This window comes from Dactylosporangium salmoneum, from assembly GCF_039532525.1.
In the GTDB taxonomy this organism is placed as follows: domain Bacteria; phylum Actinomycetota; class Actinomycetes; order Mycobacteriales; family Micromonosporaceae; genus Dactylosporangium; species Dactylosporangium salmoneum.
Genome location: NZ_BAAARV010000014.1, coordinates 1 through 19,265, shown reverse-complemented (window position 1 = coordinate 19,265; position 19,265 = coordinate 1). Strand labels below are relative to the sequence as shown.

Sequence of the window (19,265 nt, the reverse complement as noted above, 5' to 3'; positions counted from 1 at the left end):
GTCCTGCATGCCTGAGCTTCCCGAGGTCGAGACCGTCCGCCGCGGCCTCGACAAGTGGGTGTCCGGCCGGCGCATCGCCGCGGTCGACGTGCTGCACCCGCGCGCGATCCGCCGCCACCTGCCCGGCGCCGAGCACTTCGCGAGCATCCTGGCCGGCCGGCGCGTGGGCGCGGTGATGCGCCGCGGCAAGTACCTGTGGCTGCCGCTGGACGACGAGGACGCCCTCGTCGGCCACCTCGGCATGTCCGGGCAGCTGCTCATGCAGCCGGCCTCGGCGGCGGCCGAGACGCACCTGCGCATCCGGTTCACGTTCGACGACGACGGGCCGGAGCTGCGCTTCGTCGACCAGCGCACGTTCGGCGGCCTGAGCGTCTCCGCCGGTGGTGCGGTGCTGCCGGCCGAGCTCGCCCACATCGCGCTGGACCCGGTCGACCCGCTGTTCGTGGACGACGCGTTCGTGGAGCGGCTGCGCAAGCGGCACACGGAGGTGAAGCGGGCGCTGCTGGACCAGACGCTGATCTCGGGCGTCGGCAACATCTACGCCGACGAGGCGCTGTGGCGGGCCGGGCTGCACGGGGCGCGCGACACGTCGCAGTTGTCCCGCCCGGTCGTACGGCGCCTGCTCGCTCACGTGCGCGACGTGCTCAACGAGGCGATCGGCCAGGGCGGCACCAGCTTCGACGCGCTCTACGTCAACGTCAACGGCGAGAGCGGCTACTTCGACCGGTCGCTGAACGCCTACGGCCGCGAGGGCCTGCCCTGCAACCGGTGCGGCAGCCCGATCCGCCGGGAGGCCTTCATGAACCGGTCCTCGTACTCCTGCCCACGCTGCCAGCCGCGGCCCCGTCTCGCACCACGCTGAGCGGCGGGTACGGGCGGGGCCGGCGGGGCGCCGGGGTGGGCCGGCCCGCCTCCGCGCCCAGCTCGGCCAGGCCCGGCACGAGGCCGCACCAGGCCGGCAGGTCGGCGTAGGGGTCGGGCGCTCCCAGGTCGGTGACGAGCCCGAAGCCGGCCCCGCGGCTGACCTGCAGGCGGGCCGCCTCGTCGAGCTCCCACGGCGGCACCGCGTGCACCAGGTGGCCGTCGCCCGGGCGCGCACCCGTGCCCGACCAGCGCCGGTACTCCCGCCAGCTGCCGTCGAACACGCAGACGGGGAGGCCGAGTTCGCGGTACGCCTCGTCGGGCGGTTCGCCGGGGTTGAGCACCGCCTCCGGCAGTCCCGCCCGCGCGGCCGCCTGGGCGATGACCGCGACCGGGCCGATCGCGTAGGGACTGACCGGCGTGTGGTCCATGAAGACGCCGCGGACGGGGTAGCCGGCCCACCGGTACACGTCCGCGCGGATGTCCGCGACCGGGCGGGTGCCGTAGTCGATGTCGACGTAGCCGAGTAGCCGCACGCCGGCCGTGTCCAGGCGGCTCATGGCCGCGGTCCACAGCGGGTCCCGGCCGCTGCCGGGCCCGCCGGCCACGTCGACGACGACGGTGAATGCCGGACCGTGCTTCGCGACGATCTCCCACGCGTGTGGCCGGGCCAGCGGATGCGCCCGCAGCGGCAGGAGCGTCGGAACCCGGTCCACGACCGGACTAACGATGCTGGGCCCCCTCAAGCACGGCCGGTGTCCAGCGTCCAGTAGGGCGTGCGGCCGCGCATCGCGGCCCCGACACCGATCGATGTGGTGCCGCAGTCGACCAGCACGTCGCGCGCGTTGCCGTCGTGCATCCAGTGCTTGACGACGTCGCCCGGGTCGCCGCCCTTGGCGGTCAGCTCGTCGGCGAAGCCGGAGGCCCCGGCCGCCCGCGCGCGCCCGGCCGCGTCGCTGCCGTCGCTGCCCCGGCTGCCGGTGAAGTCGCGGGAAGCCATGTCGGCGGCGTGCTCCCGCGCGGCCGTGCGCAGCTTCGCGTCGACCCGCAGCGGGGCGCACTTCTCCTTCCGGCGCTCGTTGTTGACCAGCTGGACCACCTTGTCCTCGTAGCCGCTGTTGAAGTTGGCGGCCACGAGGGTGGTCTTGGCGGGGGCCGCGCTGGGTGTGTCAGCAGGAGCGCTGCTGGCGGCCGGGGCGGCGCTGGACGGGGCGGGCGCGGACGCCGGTGGTGGCGCGGCGGCCTGCTGTGTGGCGGCGGGGGCGGGGCCGGAGCTCAGAGCCGGAACGATCACCGAGCCGACGCCGAAGATCACGAGCACACCGGCTACGAGCGCGGCGATGCCCGCAGGGCCGAGCCGCGCGAGCAGACCGGGTCGTGGTGCCGTCATCGGACGCTCCCGGTCGTGTCGGTTCCGCAGATTTCCCGAACAAGACGCTACTTTGCAGTGGCGCCGCAGGGCAACCGGTGGCACACTGCCACGATCGACACGGCGGTGCGGATCACGCACCCGGGTGAGTGAGAACACCCTGGCCAGCACGTTTGGCGTGCCCGTCGGCTTGACTAAGTGCCACCCCGGACGGAACATAGAGGGGTCGCCAGTCGCGCCCAATTATGCCCTTGTGCTTCGGTCGCGGGACGCTGGGCGCGCGTTTGCCGGACTCGACCGGCTGCGCTTAACAAGGAGACGATATGGCTAAGGCCCTCTTCGGCCACGTAGGCAGCGCGCCCGATCGGCGTCTTGTCGACGAGGTCACCACACTGCGCGCCAAGGTTCGGGCGCTCGAGTTCGAGGTCGTGCGGCTCCGTGCGGAGAACGACCGGCTCGCTGCCGCGGCTTCGGAGGCGGACCAGCTGGTCCGGCTCGTCGAGCCGGCGATGGCCTGAAGTTCTCGGGACACCGCAACCTGCGCAGAACTGCACAGTAAACCCGCGCGCCGACATCCATTGGGTCTCGGCGCGCAGTCATGTTCGCACCTTGGTGCCACTTCACGGTGAGTGTCTCGGTGTGACCTCGCGGTAGCGGTGAGTGCCTCGGGTTCGACCTCGCGGTGAGTAACGACCCGCTCGTCCGGTAAGTGACGCGTGGGGCTCCGGTGGGCGCTGTGCACACGACACGCGCATTATGGTGTGCGGGGCTGCAGGGACGGGTACGCTGCCCGGCGGTAGCCTGCCCGGTAACACACCTCGACACCGTGGAGATCCGTGCACCTCAAGACGCTGACGGCCAAGGGCTTCAAGTCCTTCGCCTCCACGACCACGCTGAGGCTCGAGCCGGGCATCACCTGCGTCGTCGGGCCCAACGGCTCGGGCAAGTCCAACGTGGTCGACGCGATCGCCTGGGTGCTGGGTGAGCAGGGGGCCAAGGCCCTGCGCGGCGGCAAGATGGAAGACGTCATCTTCGCCGGGACCGCGAGCCGGGCCCCGCTGGGACGCGCCGAGGTCACACTCACGATCGACAACACCGACGGTGCGTTGCCGATCGACTACACCGAGGTGTCGATCACCCGCCGGATGTTCCGCTCCGGCGAGAGCGAGTACGAGATCAACGGCAACAGCTGCCGCCTGCTCGACATTCAGGAGCTGCTGTCCGACTCCGGCATCGGCCGCGAGATGCACGTGATCGTCGGTCAGAACCGCCTGGACGGTGTACTGCACGCCCGCCCCGAGGACCGCCGCGCCTTCATCGAGGAGGCGGCCGGGGTACTCAAGCACCGCAAGCGCAAAGAGAAGGCCATCCGCAAGCTCGAGGCGATGCAGGCCAACCTCAACCGCCTCGGCGACCTCACCACCGAGCTGCGCCGCCAGCTCAAGCCGCTCGGGCGCCAGGCCGAGGTGGCCCGCCGCGCCGCCGGCATCCAGGCCGACCTGCGCGACGCCCGGCTGCGGCTGCTCGCCGACGACCTGGCCACACTGCGCGAGACCCTGGACCGGGAGATCGCCGACGAGACCGCGCTGCGGGCCCGCCGCGAAGAGGTCGAGGCCGAGGTCGAGGCGGTCAACGAGCGCCTCGCCGCGCTGGAGGCCGAGCACGCCGCGGACGCGCCCGTGCTCGCCGAGGCCCAGGACACCTGGTACCAGCTCTCGACGCTGCAGGAGCGCTACCGCTCGCTGCACCAGCTGGCGGCCGAGCGGCACCGCAACCTCGCCGCCGCGCCCGTTGAGGAGCGGCCCGGGCGCGACCCGGACCAGCTCACCGCCGAGGCCGACAAGGTCCGCGAGCAGGAGGAAGAGCTGCGCGCGGCGCTGGAGGCCAGCCAGGAGCGCCTCGCCGACGCGGTCGAGCGCCGCCAGGACCTGGAGCGGCGCCTCGCCTTCGCCGAGAAGGCCATCGTGGCCGCGCACAAGGCCATCGCCGACCGGCGCGAGGGCCTGGCCAAGCTCGCCGGGCAGGTCGAGTCCGCCCGGTCGCGCACGACCGCCGCCGCGGGGGAGATCGAGCGGCTCGCGGTACAGCTGGCCGAGGCCGAGGCGCGCGCGGAGGCGGCGCAGGGCCTCTACGACGAGGCCAGCGCCGGCGCGTCGGTGGCCGACAACGCCAACGCCGACCTGGAGATGCGTCACCAGGAGGCGACCCGCGAGCTCGACGCGATCAACAGCGAGGTGCGCCAGCACAGCGACGCCGAGCGGGCCGCGGAGAAGGACGCCGCGCAGTGGAAGGCCCGCGAGGAGGCGCTCGCCATGGGCCTGCGCCGCAAGGATGGCGCCGGCACCCTGCTGGCCCGCTCCGACCGCGTCCCCGGCCTGCTCGGCAGCGTTGCCGCGCTGCTGTCGGTCGAGGCCGGCCACGAGGCCGCGCTCGCCGCCGCGCTGGGTGCCCTGGCCGACGCCGTCGCGGTCGCCGGCGTGGACGGCGCGATCGCCGCGGTGGAGATGCTCAAGCAGGACGACGCCGGCCGGGCCGCGCTGCTCATCGCGTCCGCGCCGATGCTCGACGCGCCCGCGGTCGAGCGGGTGCCGCTGCCCCCGGGCGCGGCCTGGGCCATGGACCTGGTGCGCGCCCCCGAGGAGCTGCGCCCGGCCCTGGAGCGGGCGCTGGGCGACGTGGTCTTCGCCCCCGACCTCGCGACCGCGCGGCGCATCGTGTCCTACGCGCCCGCGCTGCGCGCCGTCACCCCCGAGGGCGACGTCATCGGCGCCTACGCGGCGGCCGGCGGCTCCGGCAAGCAGCACAGCTTCATCGAGGTCCAGGCGGCCGTCGAGGAGGCCCGCCAGCAGAAGGTCGACGCCGAGCGCCGCGTCGCCGAGGCGCGGGAGCTGCTCGCCCTGGCCCGCAACGCGGCCACCGGGGCCAAGCAGGTCGTCGCCGAGACCGCCGCGGCCAAGAAGGAGGCCGACAGCGCCCGCAACGCGGCCGCGCGCCGCCTCGCCGAGCTCGGCGCCGCCGCCAAGTCGGCCCGGGCCGAGGTCGAGCGGCACGCCGCAGCCAAGACCAAGGCCGAGGCGGTCCGCGAGTCCGGCCTGGCCAGCCTCGTCGAGCTGGAGGAGCGGCTGGCGGCGGCCGAGGAGACGCCGATCGACGAGGACCCGTCGACGCTGGAGCGCGACGACCTCGCCTCCGAGGTGCCCGTCGCCCGGCAGCAGGAGATGGAGGTCCGCCTCGCGGTGCGCACGGCCGAGGAGCGCGTGGGCGCCCTCGCAGGCCGCGCGGATGCGCTGCTGCGCCAGGCCGCGGCCGAGCGCGCCGCCCGGGAGCGCGCCGCCGCCCGCAAGGCCACCCGCGCCCGCAGCGCCCGGGTCGCGCAGGCCGTCGCCGAGGGCGCCGCGTTCGCGCTGGAGCGCCTGGCCGACTCGATCGCCGAGGCCCAGGAGACCCGCGACACCCTCGCCGCGACGCGCGCCGAGCGCGAGACCGCGCTGACCGAGGTGCGCGGCCGGTCCAAGCACCTCACCGCCGAGCTGGATCGGCTCACCAACGCCGTGCATCGCGACGAGGTGGCCCGGGCCGAGCAGCGGATGCGCATCGAGCAGCTGGAGGCCCGCTCGGCCGAGGAGTTCGGGCTGGACGCCGACACGCTCGTCGCGGAGTACGGCCCGCACCTGCCGGTCCCGCCGACCGCGCCCGAGGTCGCCGCCGCCGAGGCCGACGGGCGCCCTGCCCCCGAGCCGGTGCCGTTCGACCGCGCCACGCAGGAGAAGCGGGCCGCCAAGGCCGAGCGGGAGCTGGCCCTGCTGGGCAAGGTCAACCCGCTCGCGCTGGAGGAGTTCGCGGCGATGGAGGAGCGCTTCAAGTTCCTCTCCGACCAGCTCGAGGACCTCAAGGCGACCCGGCGCGACCTGCTCACCGTGGTCAAGGACGTCGACGACCGCATCCTCGAGGTGTTCACCAGCGCCTACCACGACACCGCCCGAGAGTTCGAGCAGGTCTTCGGGGTGCTGTTCCCGGGCGGCGAGGGCCGGCTCGTGCTCACCGACCCTGAGGACATGCTCACCACCGGCATCGAGGTCGAGGCGCGGCCGCCCGGCAAGAAGATCAAGCGGCTCTCGCTGCTGTCCGGCGGCGAGCGCTCGCTGACCGCGGTGGCGCTGCTCTGCGCGATCTTCCGGGCCCGCCCCAGCCCGTTCTACATCATGGACGAGGTGGAGGCCGCCCTGGACGACGTCAACCTGGGCCGGCTCATCACACTCTTCGAGCAGCTGCGGGAGCGCAGCCAGCTGATCATCATCACCCACCAGAAGCGCACGATGGAGGTCGCCGACGCCCTCTACGGCGTGACAATGCGCTCGGGCGTGACCGAGGTCATCTCCCAGCGCCTGCGGACGGAAGAGGCAGCGTGACCCAGCGCCCAACGGCCCTGCTGATCGACTTCGACGGGGTGCTGCGCGCCTTCGACCCGTCGATCAATGCCAAGATCGAGCAACGGTACGGGCTGGAGCCGGGCACGGTCCTCGACACCGCGCTCGAGTGGGATCGCCTCCTGCCGGCCATCACGGGGCGCATGACGCGCGCCGATTGGCTCGCCACGGTCGCGGCCACCCTGGCCGATCGGGTCGGCGGCCCCGAGCGGGCGGCCGAGCTGATGGACGAGTGGGTGGTGTACCCGGGCACCGTTGACCCCGCGGTGCTGCAGTTCGTGCGCGACGTGCGCGCGGCCGGGCACCCGGTGGGCGTGGCCACCAACTCGACCGTCGAGTTCCGCGAGGTGCTCGAGTCCTTCGACCTCGCCGCCGAGTTCGACGTGGTGGCCAACTCGGCCGAGATCGGGGTGCACAAGCCGGCCAAGGAGTACTTCCAGGCCGCCTGCGCCCTCCTCGACACGCCACCCGCGCGCTGCATGCTGATCGACGACACCGACCGGATGGTCCGGGGCGCCCGCGCGGCCGGGCTGACCGCGTACCGCTACACGCCGGGCGACGACCTGTCGTACCCGCGCCGCGCCTTCGGCCTGTAGCGGTACCGCGCGGGCGCGTTTACAGGTTGGCCTCGACGGCCGTGACGACCTCGTCGGACTTGGGCTCGGTGCGGGGGCCGAACCGCGCCGCGACGCTGCCGTCCTTGCCGACGAGGAACTTCTCGAAGTTCCAGCGGATGTCGCCGGTGTGCCCCTCGGCATCGGCGACCGGCGTGAGCAGGTCGTACAGCGGGTGCCGCCCCTCCCCGTTGACCTCGACCTTCTCGGTCATCGGGAACGTCACGCCGTAGGTGGTGCTGCAGAACTCGGCGATCTCCTCGGAGGTCCCCGGCTCCTGCCCGGCGAACTGGTTGCACGGCACGCCGAGCACGGAGAAGCCCCGGCCCGAGTACTCCTTGTGCAGCGCCTCCAGGTCGGAGTACTGCGGCGTCAGCCCGCACCGCGAGGCCACGTTGACGACCAGCACGGGCTGCCCGCGGAACTGCCCGAGGTCCAGCGGCTTGCCCTGCAGGTCGGCGATCTCGACGTCGTAAAAGCTCATGCCGCGATCGTATGCCCGGCGCATTACAGTGGGGCGTGACCGGCCAACAGCTCGCGGTCGGCGCGGTCGTGCGCCGTGGCAAGGACGTCCTGCTCATCAGTGACCCGCCGGACTGGGCGCTGCCCGGGGGCGCGGTCGAGCCGGGGGAGCCGCTGCTGGCCAAGGTGACCCAGGAGTCGGGATTCGCGTCGGTACTGCCCGAGCGCCTCCTGTGGGTCGCCCGCTACCCGGCCGGGGGCGTCGACTACGAGATGCTCGGCTTCGAGGTGACCGGCGTGGGCCCGCATGACGGCTCAGGCGCGTGGGTGCCGCTCCCGGAGGCGGTGCAGCGGCTGGAGCACATGTGGTTCGCGCCCATCCGCGATCCGGCTGTGGCGTATCTCACGGGACGGGCGCGGGTGGCGACGCTGTGGACCTGGACCGACCTCAACGAGCCCCCGCTCACCCACCCGCGCGCGGGCTAGCCCGGCTCTCTCGCGCCTCCGCGCGGCCTGGCTCGGCCCTTTCGCGCCTCCGCGCGGCCTGGCTCGGCCCTTTCGCGCCTCCGCGCGGCCTGGCTCGGCCCTTTCGCGCCTCCGCGCGGCCTGGCTCGGCCCTTTCGCGCCTCCGCGCGGCCTGGCTCGGCCCCTTTCGCGCCTCCGCGCGGGCTGGCTCGGCCCCGCCCGCCGCCACTTGAGGGGACTTGGCTGAGCCCAGCGCGTCCGCGCGTCTGCCAGCCGACTCCCGCGTCGGCGAGCCGGCCCCGGGCGCGTCCGAGCGAGGTTGACTCGGCCCTACCCGCTGCAGTGTGGGGATTGGGTTCAGCCGAGCGCGTCCGCGCGTCTGCCGGCCGACTCCCGCGCCGGCGAGCTGGGCCCGGGCGCGTCCGAGCGAGGTTGACTCGGCCCCGCCCGCCGCAGCGTGGGATTGGTCAGCCCAGCGCGTCCGCGCGCCGACCGACCTGCTCCCGCGCCGGCAAGTTCGGCCCGTGCGGGTCCGCGCGCGGCCAGACCCCCTCCCCGGCCGGTGTGTGTCGGCTTGCTCGCGCGTCCGTGCGTCGGCGTGCGACCCCAGCACGCCAGTGTGTGGGCCAGCCCGCCCGCGCGCGCTCGCGGGTAAGCCCGCCCGCGTGGCGCCGCCCGCCCGCGACCTCAGCAGGCCAGTGTGTGGGCCAGCCCGCCCAGGCGCGCTCGCGGGTAAGCCCGCCCGCGTGGTGCCGCCCGCCCGCGACCTCAGCAGGCCAGTGTGTGGGCCAGCCCGCCCAGGCGCGCTCGCGGGTAAGCCCGCCCGCGTGGTGCCGCCCGCCCGCGCGGATGCGCGGATGCACGGCGACCAGCCCGGCGTCAGCGCCTCCGCGCGGCGTCGGAGCGCCCGCCAACGCGCGGACGCGTGCGGGCTAGCTCAGCTTGAGCGAGGCCACCTCGCCCAGCGACTTGTCCGGCCGGGTGCCCTCGATCGTGACATGGGCCGAGCGGCCCTCCAGCAGGAGCAGCCCGACGGCGTTGCCGAAGTACGGCCCGGCGGTCTTGCGCCACCGCACAGGCGGCTTGCGCAGGCCCAGCGTGCGGGCCAGGGAGCGCATCATCCGCGCCGCCGGCGGGTTCCAGCCGAACTTCATCGCCGGGCGGACGAGCTTGGGCATGTCGTTGTGGACGGGGGAGCAGGTCAGCTGGTGCACCGCGCTCACCGCCTCCGGGCCGAGGTCGGCGCGGGCGGCGTAGGAGTGGTGAACATCACCCGAGAGCACGTTGATGGTGGCCGGGGCGGGGGAGACGCCGCCGTGCCCGGCCGCGATCTGGCCCAGCAGGGCGCTCAGCGCGTCGAAGGAGCGGCCGAAGGCGGCCCAGTGCTCCAGGTCCACCGCCTGGCGCAGCTTCTCGCCCAGGCGGCCCAGCCACGGCCGCGGAGACTCGGCCAGGCGCTCGGTCGCGGCCTCCAGGTGGTGGATGGCCGGCGGTAGCAGCCACGGCAGCGAGGAGCCGATCAGCAGGTGGTCGTAGTCGCCCGGCAGCTGCTTGACGAACCACGCCCACTCGCTGTCCGGCAGCATCGCCCGCTTGCCCTGCTCCAGCTGGCGGGCGGCGCGGTTGTCGACGACCACCAGGCGGGTGCGGCCGAGGTCGATCGTGTAGCTCCAGCGGTACGCCGCGCGGTCGCGGTCGGCGCGGGCGCCGAAGTCGTCGAGCAGCTGCGTGGCGTCGGTGGTGGCGGAGACCGCGGCGTAGACCGGGCACTCGGCCAGGGCGTCCGGGGGCAGGTTGCCCATGTGCTGGTAGACCCAGTAGGAGGCCAGGCCGGCCTGGATGCGCTGCTCCCACCAGCTCAGCCGGCTCACCTGCTCCCGCCAGCGCTGCGAGGTGTTCCAGTCGTCGATGATCTCGTGGTCGTCGAAGATCATCACGCTGGGGACGGTGGAGAGCAGCCAGCGGATCTCCGGGTCGCTCCAGGAGTCGAGGTACAGCTTCGTGTACTCGTGGAAGTCGACCACCTGGGTCACCGGCGCGTCCGCGCGGCGGTCCTCGCGGCGGCGCAGCCAGCGCTGGATCTTCTCGGGGGTCTCGTCGGCGTACACCTGATCGCCCAGCAGCACCAGGAGGTCCGGCCACGGCGTCGGCGTGTCCGCGCGCACGGCGGCGGCCAGCCGGCCGGCGTAGGCGTCCAGCGCGTCCGGCGGGTACTGCGTGACGCTCAGCGGGCTCGCCTTGCGGCACGACCCGAAGACCAGCCGCACGGGCGCCCCCGCGGGCCGGGTGCGGATCGCGGGAGGCGGGAACGGGTCGTCCGGCCGCGGCCAGACCTCGACGCCGTCGATCTTGAGCCGGTACGGCGTGACCGCGTCCCCGGGCAGCCCGCTGACCACGACGAGCGCGTAGTGGTGGCCGTGCACGGTGAACGTGCGGGCCGCCCCGGCCGCGGGCGCGGCGTCGACCTCGACGGTCGCCGGGCGCGACGTCTCGACCCAGACCGTCGCCCGGTCGCCCTCCACCCGCCGCAGCACCGGGCCGAGCAGGAGCGGGCCCCGATCGGCGTCGAGTTCGGTCTCGGACATGGCGTGGCGACCTCCGGACGGGTGGGTGGCGGGTGTCTGCCGATGCAACCCGAATGATCCTGCCCACTCGGCTTCCGCGCCACCGCAGGCCGTGCGCCGTCGCGTCTGGAAGGATTCATGTCATGGAGTCGTACATCGTCTTCGGCCTGGTGCTCCTGGTCGTGGTGATCGGGGCCACCCTGGCGCTGATCGCGCCGCGCTACCGCAAGCCCCCGACACTGCCGCCGGCGCCGCCGGAGAAGCCCGCCCAGAAGGCGGCGCCCCCGGTCATCGAGAAACCTGCCGCCCCGCCGGTCGTCGAGAAACCGGAGGCTCCGCCCGCGCCGGAGGTCGTGGCGCCTCCGCCCGAGGTCGTGGCGCCCGCGCCCGCGCCGGAAGTCGTCGAGGAGCTGGTGGCGCCGCCGGTCGTCGAGACACCGGCGCCGACCGCCGGGCGGCTGGTGCGCCTCCGCTCGCGCCTCGCGCGCTCCCAGAACGTGTTCGGCAAGGGCCTGCTGGCCCTGCTGTCGCGCGATCGGCTCGACGACGACACCTGGGACGAGATCGAGGAGACGCTGATCGGGGCCGACGTGGGCGTACAGGCGACGACCGAGCTCGTCGCCAAGCTTCGCGAACGGGCCCGGATCCACGCCACCGCCACCGCGACCGAGCTGCGCTCGATGCTGGCTGACGAGCTGGTCGCCGCCCTCGAGCCGGATCGCGACCGCTCGCTGGCCGCCACGCCGCGGGCGGGCCGCCCGGCGGTGCTGCTCGTCGTCGGGGTCAACGGCGCGGGCAAGACCACCACCTGCGGCAAGATCGCTCGCGTGCTGGTCGCCGACGGTCACACCGTCGTGCTCGGCGCCGCCGACACGTTCCGCGCGGCCGCGGCCGAGCAGCTGGCCACCTGGGCCGGGCGGGTCGGCGCCGACGTGGTGCGCGGCCCGGAAGGCGCGGATCCGGCGTCGGTGGCGTTCGACGCGGTCAAACGGGGTATTGATGCGGGTGTGGACACGGTGCTGATCGACACGGCCGGCCGGCTGCAGAACAAGGTCGGCCTGATGGATGAGCTCGGCAAGGTCAAGCGGGTCGTGGAGAAGCACGGGCCGGTCGACGAGACGCTGCTCATCCTCGACGCGACGACCGGGCAGAACGGCCTGGAGCAGGCCCGGGTGTTCACCGAGGTGGTGGACGTCACGGGCGTCGTGCTGACCAAGCTCGACGGCACCGCCAAGGGCGGGATCGTCATCGCGGTTCAGCGCAAACTGGGCATCCCGGTGAAGCTGGTCGGCCTCGGCGAGGGGCCCGACGACCTCGCTCCGTTCGATGCCCGACAGTTCGTCGACGCCCTCATTGGCGCGGACGCGTAACCTCGGACGGTACCTTGGGACGGTAAGACCCCGCCGCGCTCGCCGCGGCGGGGAAAAACGGCAGGTCGGCAATGGCAGGGCTCCCCCGGTCAGGTCAGCGAAGGACGATCAGGTGACGCAGCAGGAGATCCCGCTCCACGGCGGGAACACCTCCGTCGTGGTGCGCTCGGGCGACACGGTGCGCCGCAACGCGGGCCCTTGGACGCCCGCCGTGCATGCACTGCTGCGCCACCTCGAGTACGTCGGGTTCACCGGTGCGCCGCGCGCGTACGGCATCGACGAGCGCGGCCGTGAGGTACTGCAATACCTCGAAGGCGAGTGCGGAGAGTACCCACTGGCCCCGCACTGGGTGACGGACGAGGCAATGGTCACCGTCGCCACCATGCTGCGGATGTTCCACGACGCCCAGGCCGGCTTCCGCCCGCCGCCCAACGCCGTGTGGCGCTCGTTCGGGCCCCCGCCGCCCGACACCGAGGTCATCTGCCACCACGACGCGGCGCCGCACAACGTCATCTGGCGCCCGGACGGCACCCTGTCGCTGATCGACTTCGACCTGGCCTCCCCGGGCGCGCGGATCTACGACGTCGCGTACGCGGCGTGGACGTGGGTCCCGCTGTTCTCCGACCGCGACTCCTACACGCTGGGCTGGAAGCGGCCGAACCGCCCGCGCCGGCTGCGGATGTTCGCCGACGCCTACGGGCTGACGCCGCGCGACCGGCACCGCCTCGTCCGGGTCATTCGGAAACGAATTGTCGATCACATCGAAGGCATTCGACGCATGGCGGCCGCCGGAGACCCCGCATTCGTGCGCATCGTGCACAAGGGACATCTCCGTCGTCCGGTGCGTGACCTGCGGCTCATCGACTATGAGCGGCACACCCTCGAATACGCGCTCCGTTAGGCGTTTTCGCAGGTGTGAGCGTTTCTTCACACGCTGGAAACATGACGTGACGCGGTAGAAACCGCGCAGCGCCGGTGCGCGAAACGTGAGCCCGACAAGCTCTCGCGCAACCGGCTGGAGGGCGACGCTGCCTCGAAGGTCGGGAGGGAGGATCTCGACCATCTGGAGGCCCGCGTGCCTGAAATTAAGATCGATACTGGCAACACCGCCTGGCTTCTCGTGTCGACCGCACTCGTGTTGCTGATGACGCCCGCTCTGGCCCTGTTCTACGGCGGCCTGAACCGCAACAAGGGCGTCCTGAACATGATGATGATGAGCTTCTCGAGCATCGGGCTCGTCAGCATCATGTGGTTGTTCTACGGTTTCAGCGCATCATTCGGCACCGACAGCGCCGGCGGCCTCTTCGGTGATCTCGGCCAGTACTTCGGCAGCAAGACCTACATCGACCAGATGTGGGGCGCGACCGCGGACAACCCGAGTGGCATCGGCATTCCGACGTACGTCTTCATGGTCTTCCAGATGACGTTCGCCGTGATCACCGTCGCGCTGATCAGCGGCGCCATCTCCGACCGGGCGAAGTTCGGCGGCTGGCTGCTGTTCGCGTTCGGCTGGGGCACCCTCGTGTACTTCCCGGTGGCGCACAACGTGTGGGGCGGCGGCTGGATCGCCCAGCACCTGCACCCGCTCGACTTCGCCGGTGGTACCGCCGTGCACATCAACGCCGGCGCGGCCGCGCTCGGCGTCGCGCTGGTCCTCGGCAAGCGCATCGGCTGGCCGCGCGAGATCATGAAGCCGCACAACGTGCCCTTCGTCGCCCTCGGCGCCGGCCTGCTGTGGTTCGGCTGGTTCGGCTTCAACGCCGGCTCCCAGCTGACCGTCGACGGCGTCACCGGCCTGGCCTTCGTCAACACCCAGGTCGCCACCGCCGCCGCCGTCCTCGGCTGGGTCATCGTCGAGTGGATTCGCGACCGCAAGCCGACCCTCGTCGGCGCCTCTTCCGGCGCGGTCGCGGGCCTCGTCGCCATCACCCCCGCGTGTGGCTTCATCGACTCGTGGGCGGCCGCGCTGCTCGGCCTCGTCGCCGGCCTCGTCTGCGCCCTGGCGGTCAGCCTGAAGTACCGCTTCGGCTTCGACGACTCGCTCGACGTGGTCGGCGTGCACTTCGTCGGCGGCTGGATCGGCTCGCTGTGGCTGGGCTTCTTCGCCAACGACAAGCTCAACTCGGCCATCAGCGACGCCCTGGGCGCCAAGAACGGCCTGTTCATGGGCGGCGGCGTGGGCCAGCTGGGCGCGCAGGCCGGCGCGAGCGCTATCGTCACGGTCTACTCGTTCGCCATCGCCTTCGGGCTCGCCTTCATCATCGAGAAGACGATCGGCTTCCGGGTCAGCGCCGAGGCGGAGGTCGAGGGCATCGACATCGCGGAGCACGCGGAGAGCGCCTACGACATGACCCCGGGCACCGGCAGCGGTGGCGGTGGCGCCTTCGCCCTGGCGGGCGTGGGGGCGGGCAAGGCACCCGCGCCGGCGGCAGAAGCCCCGGCGTCCGAAACAGTGGCCGGATAGCGTCGAGGGATGTCGGAGGGAATGGGCATGAAGCTGGTGACCGCGGTCATCAAGCCGTATCAGCTCGACGCGGTGAAGGAGGCCCTGCACGCGCTCGGCGTCGCCGGGCTCACCGTGAGCGAGGTCCAGGGTTACGGCCGTCAGAAGGGCCACACCGAGGTCTATCGCGGTGCGGAGTACACGGTGGAGTTCGTCCCGAAGATCCGGGTCGAGATCGTCACCGACGAGCTCGACTTCGAGAAGGTCGTCGACGCCATCGTCACCGCCGCCCGCACCGGCAAGATCGGTGACGGCAAGGTGTGGGTCACCTCGGTCGACGAAGTCGTCCGGGTCCGCACCGGCGAGCGCGGGCTCGACGCCCTCTAAGCCGCCGTCGATCTCCGTCCACAACAGATGACCCAGCTGCCCGCGCCCGCTCCGGTCCTTTCGACCGGGGCGGGCGCGGACGCGCGTGCCGAGCGCTGCGCCGCCATCGACGAGTGGCTCGCCTCGGTCTTTTCAAGTGCCGGCGGCGGTACGGCAGGAGCCTGCCTCGTCGCCGTGGGCGGCCTCGGCCGGCGGGAGTGCGCCCCGCGCAGCGACCTCGACCTGGTGCTCCTCCACGACGGCGGCCCGGGCGCGGAGGCGGCCGCGGACGAGCTCGGCAGCCAGATCTGGTACCAGGTCTGGGACGCCAAGTTCGCCCTCGACCACTCCACCCGCAGCCCTGAGCTGGCCCTGAAGCTGGCCCGCGACGACCTCAAGGTCGCCCTTGGCCTGCTGGACGCCCGCCTCATCGCCGGTGACGAGGCGCTCCTGCAGCGCCTCCACGCGGCCGCCGTCGCCCAGTGGCGGCGCGAGGCCCGCCATCTGCTGCCCGCCCTGCGCACGCTCACCACGCAGCGCTGGCAGGCCCACGGCGAGCTGGCCTTCCTCCTCGAGGGTGACGTCAAGGAGTCCCGCGGCGGCCTGCGCGACTTCAGCGTCCTGCGCGGCATCGGCTTCGCCGGCGTCGCCGACGGCCCCCGCCCGGCCGTGCGCGGCGCGCACCGCACCCTCCTCGACGTCCGCGACGCCCTGCACGCCGTGCGCGGGCGCCGCGTCGACCGCCTCCTCGCCCAGGACCGCGACGAGGTCGCCGAGCTGCTCGACCTGGGCGACCGCGACGAGGTGCTGCGGCGCATCGCCGAGTCGGCCCGCACCATCGCCTACGCCAGCGACGACGCGTGGCGCGCCGTGGAGCGCTGGTCGGCACCGAGCACCCGCGGCCACGCCGAGCGCCGCCCCCTCGCCCGCGACGTGGTCGAGCAGCGCGGCGAGGTCGTGCTGGCCCGCGCCGCGGTAACCCCGCGCCCAGACCCGGCCCTGCCCCTGCGCGTGGCCGCGGCCGCCGCCCGGGCCGACCTGCCGATCGCCCACGCGACCCTGGAGTGGCTCGGCGGCTTCGCCGGCCCGATGCCGCGCCCCTGGCCCGCCCCCGCGCGCGACGCGCTGCTCACGCTGCTGGGCAGCGGCCCGTCGATGATCTCCGTCTGGGAGGCCTGCGACCGCTACGGCCTGGTCGTCAAGTGGCTGCCCGAGTGGGCGCGGGTGCGTAGCCTCCCGCAGCACAACCCGGTGCACCTCTTCACCGTCGACCGGCACCTGGTCGAGACGGCCCGCCAGGCGGCCGGCCTGACCCGCGACGTGGACCGGCCCGACCTGCTCGTGCTCTGCGGCCTGCTGCACGACATCGGCAAGGGACTGCCCGGCGACCACAGCATCGTCGGCGCCCCGATCGCCGCCGTGGCCGCCGCCCGGATGGGCCTCAGCGCCGCGGACGTCGCCCAGGTCGAGAAGGTGGTACGCCTGCACCTGCTCCTGCCCGACACCGCCACCCGCCGCGACCTGTCCGACCCGCGCACCATCGCCACCGTCGCCAGCGCGGTCGGCGACGCCACCACGCTCTCCCTGCTGCACGCCCTGGCCCGCGCGGACGCGGCCGCCACCGGGCCCGCCGCCTGGTCGGAATGGAAGGGCCGGCTCATCGCCGAGCTGGTCCGCCACGTGGAGCGCGCCCTCGACACCGGAGTGGTGGCCGCGCCGCCCAACCCCGCCGCGGCGCTCGCGGTGCCGTCGAAGCTCCCGGCGGTACTGCTGGACACCCACACCGTCGCCGTCACCGCGTCCGACCGGCGGGGCCTGCTGGCCGCCGTCGCCGGCTGCCTCTCGCTGCACCGCCTCGACGTCGTCACCGCCGACACGGTGACCGTGGACGGCCTCGCGCGGATGGTCTGCGCCGTGCACCCCCGCTACGGCGGCGACATCGACCGCGAGGCGCTCGCCTCCGACCTGCGCCGCGCGGTCACCGGCGACCTCCCGGTGGCCGAGCGGCTGGCCGCGCGGGAGCGCTCGGCCCGGCGCAGGGCGGCGAGCGCGCCTCCGCGCGTGGTCTGGCAGCCCCTGTCGGCCGCGACGGACGCCACGGTGCTGGAGCTGCGCGCCACCGACACCCCTGGGCTGCTCTTCCGGGTGGCCAGCGCGCTCGGCGACGTCGGGGCGGACGTGCGCTCGGCCCGCATCTCCACGCTCGGGGGCGAGGTGGTCGACGCCTTCTACCTGGCCGGCACCTGGGACGCGGAGGCCCGCGCTCGGGTGCAGGCCGCGGTCCTGCAGGCCGCCCTGCCTCTGTGACCGCCTCCGTGACCTGCCGTTGTGGCCCGTCTTTGTGACGTTCTGCACCATTTGCCGGCTCGTGTTCCCGCGTGTGTCGCGGGCCGCGCCGCGGTGTCCGCGGTCGCGTACCCTTCAAGGGACTCCTACACCGAGGACGGATACGTCGTGTTTGACACCCTGAGTGACCGGCTCTCCGGCATCTTCTCGAAGCTGCGGAGCAAGGGCCGGCTCACCGAAGCCGACGTCGACGCCACCGCGCGCGAGATCCGCCTGGCGCTGCTCGAGGCCGACGTCGCGCTGCCCGTGGTCAAGGCGTTCATCGCGCGGCTCAAGGAGCGGGCGCGGGGCGCGGAGGTGTCGCAGGCGCTGAACCCGGCCCAGCAGGTCATCAAGATCGTTCACGAGGAGCTCGTGGCGACGCTCGGTGGCGAAGCGCGCCGGCTGCAGTTCGCCAAGAACCCGCCGACCGTGATCATGCTGGCCGGTCTGCAGGGCTCCGGTAAGACCACGCTCGCCGGCAAGCTCGCCCGATGGCTCAAGGGCCAGGGCCACCAGCCGCTGCTCGTCGCCGCTGACCTCCAGCGCCCCAACGCCGTCAACCAGCTGCAGGTGCTGGGCGGCCGCGCGGGCGTCGAGGTGTACGCGCCCGAGCCCGGCAACGGCGTCGGCAACCCCGTGCAGGTCGCCCGCGAGTCGATCGAGCACGCCCGGCGCCAGATGCGCGACATCGTGATCGTCGACACCGCCGGCCGCCTCGGCATCGACGCCGAGATGATGCAGCAGGCCGCCGACATCCGCGACGCGGTCGACCCCGACGAGGTCCTCTTCGTCATCGACGCCATGGTCGGCCAGGACGCCGTCACCACCGCCGAGGCGTTCCGCGACGGCGTCGGCATCACCGGCGTCGTGCTCTCCAAGCTCGACGGCGACGCCCGCGGTGGTGCCGCCCTCTCCGTCCGCCACGTCACCGGCCAGCCGATCATGTTCGCCTCCACGGGCGAGAAGCTCGAGGACTTCGACGTCTTCCACCCGGACCGGATGGCCTCGCGCATCCTCGGCATGGGCGACGTGCTCACCCTCATCGAGCAGGCCGAGCAGGCCTTCGCCGATGACGAGAAGGAGCGGATGGCCGCCAAGCTCATGGGCGGCCAGGAGTTCACCCTGGAGGACTTCCTCGAGCAGCTGCAGGCCGTGCGCCGCATGGGTCCGATCGCCAACGTGCTGGCCATGATGCCGGGCATGAACCAGATGAAGGACCAGCTGGCCGAGATCGACGACAAGCACTTCGACCGGGTCACCGCGATCATCCGCTCCATGACCCCGAAAGAGCGCTCCAACCCGAAGATCCTCAACGCCTCCCGCCGCATGCGCATCGCCAACGGCTCGGGCGTCTCGGTCACCGATGTGAACCAGCTGCTGACCCGCTTCGCCGACGCCCAGAAGATGATGAAGCAGATGGGCGGCATGATGGGCCTGCCCGGCGGCCGCCGGAAGGCCACCAAGTCGCCGAAGAACAAGCGCAAGGGCAGCAAGAGCGGCAACAGCGGCATGCGTCAGCCCCGCCTGGGCGGCGGCCTGCCCGGCGGCATGCCGCAGCTCCCGCCCGGCCTCGACCCGGCCGCCATGGACCCGAACGCGGCCGGCCTGCCGCCGGGCTTCCGCCTGCCGAAGCTCGACTTCTCGAAGCTCCAGAAGCGTGACAAGGACGCCTGAGCCACCCGCCACCCGCTCGGTCACGGATCCTCCACCGGTGGGTGCCGCGGGCTCGGATGCTTCGCGCGCGGGCGCGGTGCGCTTCGGCGCTTCGTCGGCGGGCCTCGCAAGCGTGAATCCGGACGCCGGGTCGGCGGGCGCCGTGCGCTCGGACTCGGATGCTTCGCCCGCGGACGCTTTTCCGGCGGACTCGGACGCTTTGCCGACGGGCGCGGGCGCCGACGCTCGGCCCGCGGTTGCGGGCTCGGGGGTGTCGACGGCAGGCGTCGCGGGCGTGGGCGCGGGTGCGGCAGGCGTCGCGGGCGTGGGCGCGGGTGCGGCA

The 19,265-nt window shown here is 73.2% G+C and carries 15 protein-coding genes and 1 pseudogene; 12 read left to right on the top strand and 4 right to left on the bottom strand.

What is annotated here, in order from left to right:
* Nucleotides 1-7: 7 nt before the first annotated feature.
* Nucleotides 8-862 carry a bifunctional DNA-formamidopyrimidine glycosylase/DNA-(apurinic or apyrimidinic site) lyase gene (gene mutM, locus ABD352_RS07005; RefSeq protein ID WP_344611393.1) on the top strand — a complete coding sequence of 285 codons (855 nt, stop codon included), beginning with the start codon at nt 8-10 and terminating at the stop codon, nt 860-862.
* On the opposite strand, the gene ABD352_RS07000 is transcribed toward mutM, so the two are convergent.
* Both ABD352_RS07000 and ABD352_RS06995 read right to left on the bottom strand, forming a co-directional pair.
* A complete protein-coding gene (locus ABD352_RS07000; protein ID WP_344611392.1) occupies nt 798-1,577 on the bottom strand; it encodes a spherulation-specific family 4 protein in 780 nt (259 codons plus the stop codon). The two genes, mutM and ABD352_RS07000, sit on opposite strands and share 65 nt — an antisense overlap.
* 26 nt (nt 1,578-1,603) lie before the next feature.
* On the bottom strand, nt 1,604-2,251 hold the full coding sequence (locus ABD352_RS06995) for a CAP domain-containing protein (RefSeq protein WP_344611391.1): 648 nt from the start codon (nt 2,249-2,251) through the stop codon (nt 1,604-1,606).
* Nucleotides 2,252-2,553: 302 nt separating this feature from the next.
* Here ABD352_RS06995 and ABD352_RS06990 point away from each other — a divergent pair, with 302 nt between their 5' ends.
* The 3 genes from ABD352_RS06990 to ABD352_RS06980 all read left to right on the top strand — a co-directional run bounded on the left by ABD352_RS06990 (nt 2,554) and on the right by ABD352_RS06980 (nt 7,253).
* On the top strand, nt 2,554-2,748 hold the full coding sequence (locus ABD352_RS06990) for a hypothetical protein (protein ID WP_344611390.1): 195 nt from the start codon (nt 2,554-2,556) through the stop codon (nt 2,746-2,748).
* A gap of 318 nt (nt 2,749-3,066) precedes the next feature.
* Nucleotides 3,067-6,639, top strand: coding sequence for a chromosome segregation protein SMC (gene smc / locus ABD352_RS06985; protein ID WP_344611389.1), 3,573 nt, complete (start codon nt 3,067-3,069; stop codon nt 6,637-6,639).
* Nucleotides 6,636-7,253, top strand: coding sequence for an HAD family hydrolase (locus tag ABD352_RS06980; protein WP_344611388.1), 618 nt, complete (start codon nt 6,636-6,638; stop codon nt 7,251-7,253). The genes smc and ABD352_RS06980 overlap by 4 nt, the downstream gene beginning before the upstream one ends.
* Nucleotides 7,254-7,272: 19 nt before the next feature.
* On the opposite strand, the gene ABD352_RS06975 is transcribed toward ABD352_RS06980, so the two are convergent.
* Nucleotides 7,273-7,755, bottom strand: a complete 483-nt coding sequence (locus ABD352_RS06975; RefSeq protein ID WP_344611387.1) for a glutathione peroxidase — start codon at nt 7,753-7,755, stop codon at nt 7,273-7,275.
* A 35-nt stretch (nt 7,756-7,790) separates the two neighbouring features.
* Between ABD352_RS06975 and ABD352_RS06970 the strand changes: the two genes are divergently transcribed.
* Nucleotides 7,791-8,219, top strand: coding sequence for an NUDIX hydrolase (locus tag ABD352_RS06970; protein WP_344611386.1), 429 nt, complete (start codon nt 7,791-7,793; stop codon nt 8,217-8,219).
* A gap of 911 nt (nt 8,220-9,130) precedes the next feature.
* On the opposite strand, the gene ABD352_RS06965 is transcribed toward ABD352_RS06970, so the two are convergent.
* Entirely contained in the window at nt 9,131-10,783 is a 1,653-nt protein-coding gene (locus ABD352_RS06965; RefSeq protein ID WP_344611385.1) for an alkaline phosphatase D family protein, read from the bottom strand.
* A gap of 122 nt (nt 10,784-10,905) precedes the next feature.
* Between ABD352_RS06965 and ftsY the strand changes: the two genes are divergently transcribed.
* The 7 genes and pseudogenes from ftsY to ABD352_RS06930 all read left to right on the top strand — a co-directional run.
* Nucleotides 10,906-12,132 carry a signal recognition particle-docking protein FtsY gene (gene ftsY, locus ABD352_RS06960; RefSeq protein WP_344611384.1) on the top strand — a complete coding sequence of 409 codons (1,227 nt, stop codon included), beginning with the start codon at nt 10,906-10,908 and terminating at the stop codon, nt 12,130-12,132.
* Nucleotides 12,133-12,244: 112 nt separating this feature from the next.
* Nucleotides 12,245-13,033 carry a phosphotransferase gene (locus tag ABD352_RS06955; protein WP_344611383.1) on the top strand — a complete coding sequence of 263 codons (789 nt, stop codon included), beginning with the start codon at nt 12,245-12,247 and terminating at the stop codon, nt 13,031-13,033.
* 174 nt (nt 13,034-13,207) lie between these two features.
* A complete protein-coding gene (locus ABD352_RS06950; protein WP_344611382.1) occupies nt 13,208-14,596 on the top strand; it encodes an ammonium transporter in 1,389 nt (462 codons plus the stop codon).
* A 27-nt stretch (nt 14,597-14,623) separates the two neighbouring features.
* Nucleotides 14,624-14,962, top strand: a complete 339-nt coding sequence (locus ABD352_RS06945) for a P-II family nitrogen regulator (protein WP_190249674.1) — start codon at nt 14,624-14,626, stop codon at nt 14,960-14,962.
* Between the two features lie 27 nt (nt 14,963-14,989).
* The gene (locus ABD352_RS06940) at nt 14,990-17,248 is read left to right on the top strand and encodes a [protein-PII] uridylyltransferase (RefSeq protein ID WP_344611381.1); all 2,259 of its coding nucleotides are present in this window, start codon (nt 14,990-14,992) and stop codon (nt 17,246-17,248) included.
* A gap of 147 nt (nt 17,249-17,395) precedes the next feature.
* Nucleotides 17,396-18,943, top strand: coding sequence for a signal recognition particle protein (gene ffh / locus ABD352_RS06935; RefSeq protein WP_344611380.1), 1,548 nt, complete (start codon nt 17,396-17,398; stop codon nt 18,941-18,943).
* Nucleotides 18,944-18,980: 37 nt separating this feature from the next.
* Nucleotides 18,981-19,265, top strand: a pseudogene (locus ABD352_RS06930) (hypothetical protein); the annotation flags it as partial.

What these genes read in the sequence shown, in the direction of transcription:
- mutM (WP_344611393.1), top strand. Translation starts at nt 8, where the DNA reads ATGCCTGAGCTTCCCGAGGTCGAGACCGTCCGCCGCGGCCTCGACAAG.
- ABD352_RS06995 (WP_344611391.1), bottom strand. Translation starts at nt 2,251, where the DNA reads ATGACGGCACCACGACCCGGTCTGCTCGCGCGGCTCGGCCCTGCGGGC.
- ABD352_RS06990 (WP_344611390.1), top strand. Translation starts at nt 2,554, where the DNA reads ATGGCTAAGGCCCTCTTCGGCCACGTAGGCAGCGCGCCCGATCGGCGT.
- ABD352_RS06975 (WP_344611387.1), bottom strand. Translation starts at nt 7,755, where the DNA reads ATGAGCTTTTACGACGTCGAGATCGCCGACCTGCAGGGCAAGCCGCTG.
- ABD352_RS06965 (WP_344611385.1), bottom strand. Translation starts at nt 10,783, where the DNA reads ATGTCCGAGACCGAACTCGACGCCGATCGGGGCCCGCTCCTGCTCGGC.
- ftsY (WP_344611384.1), top strand. Translation starts at nt 10,906, where the DNA reads ATGGAGTCGTACATCGTCTTCGGCCTGGTGCTCCTGGTCGTGGTGATC.
- ABD352_RS06945 (WP_190249674.1), top strand. Translation starts at nt 14,624, where the DNA reads ATGAAGCTGGTGACCGCGGTCATCAAGCCGTATCAGCTCGACGCGGTG.
- ABD352_RS06940 (WP_344611381.1), top strand. Translation starts at nt 14,990, where the DNA reads ATGACCCAGCTGCCCGCGCCCGCTCCGGTCCTTTCGACCGGGGCGGGC.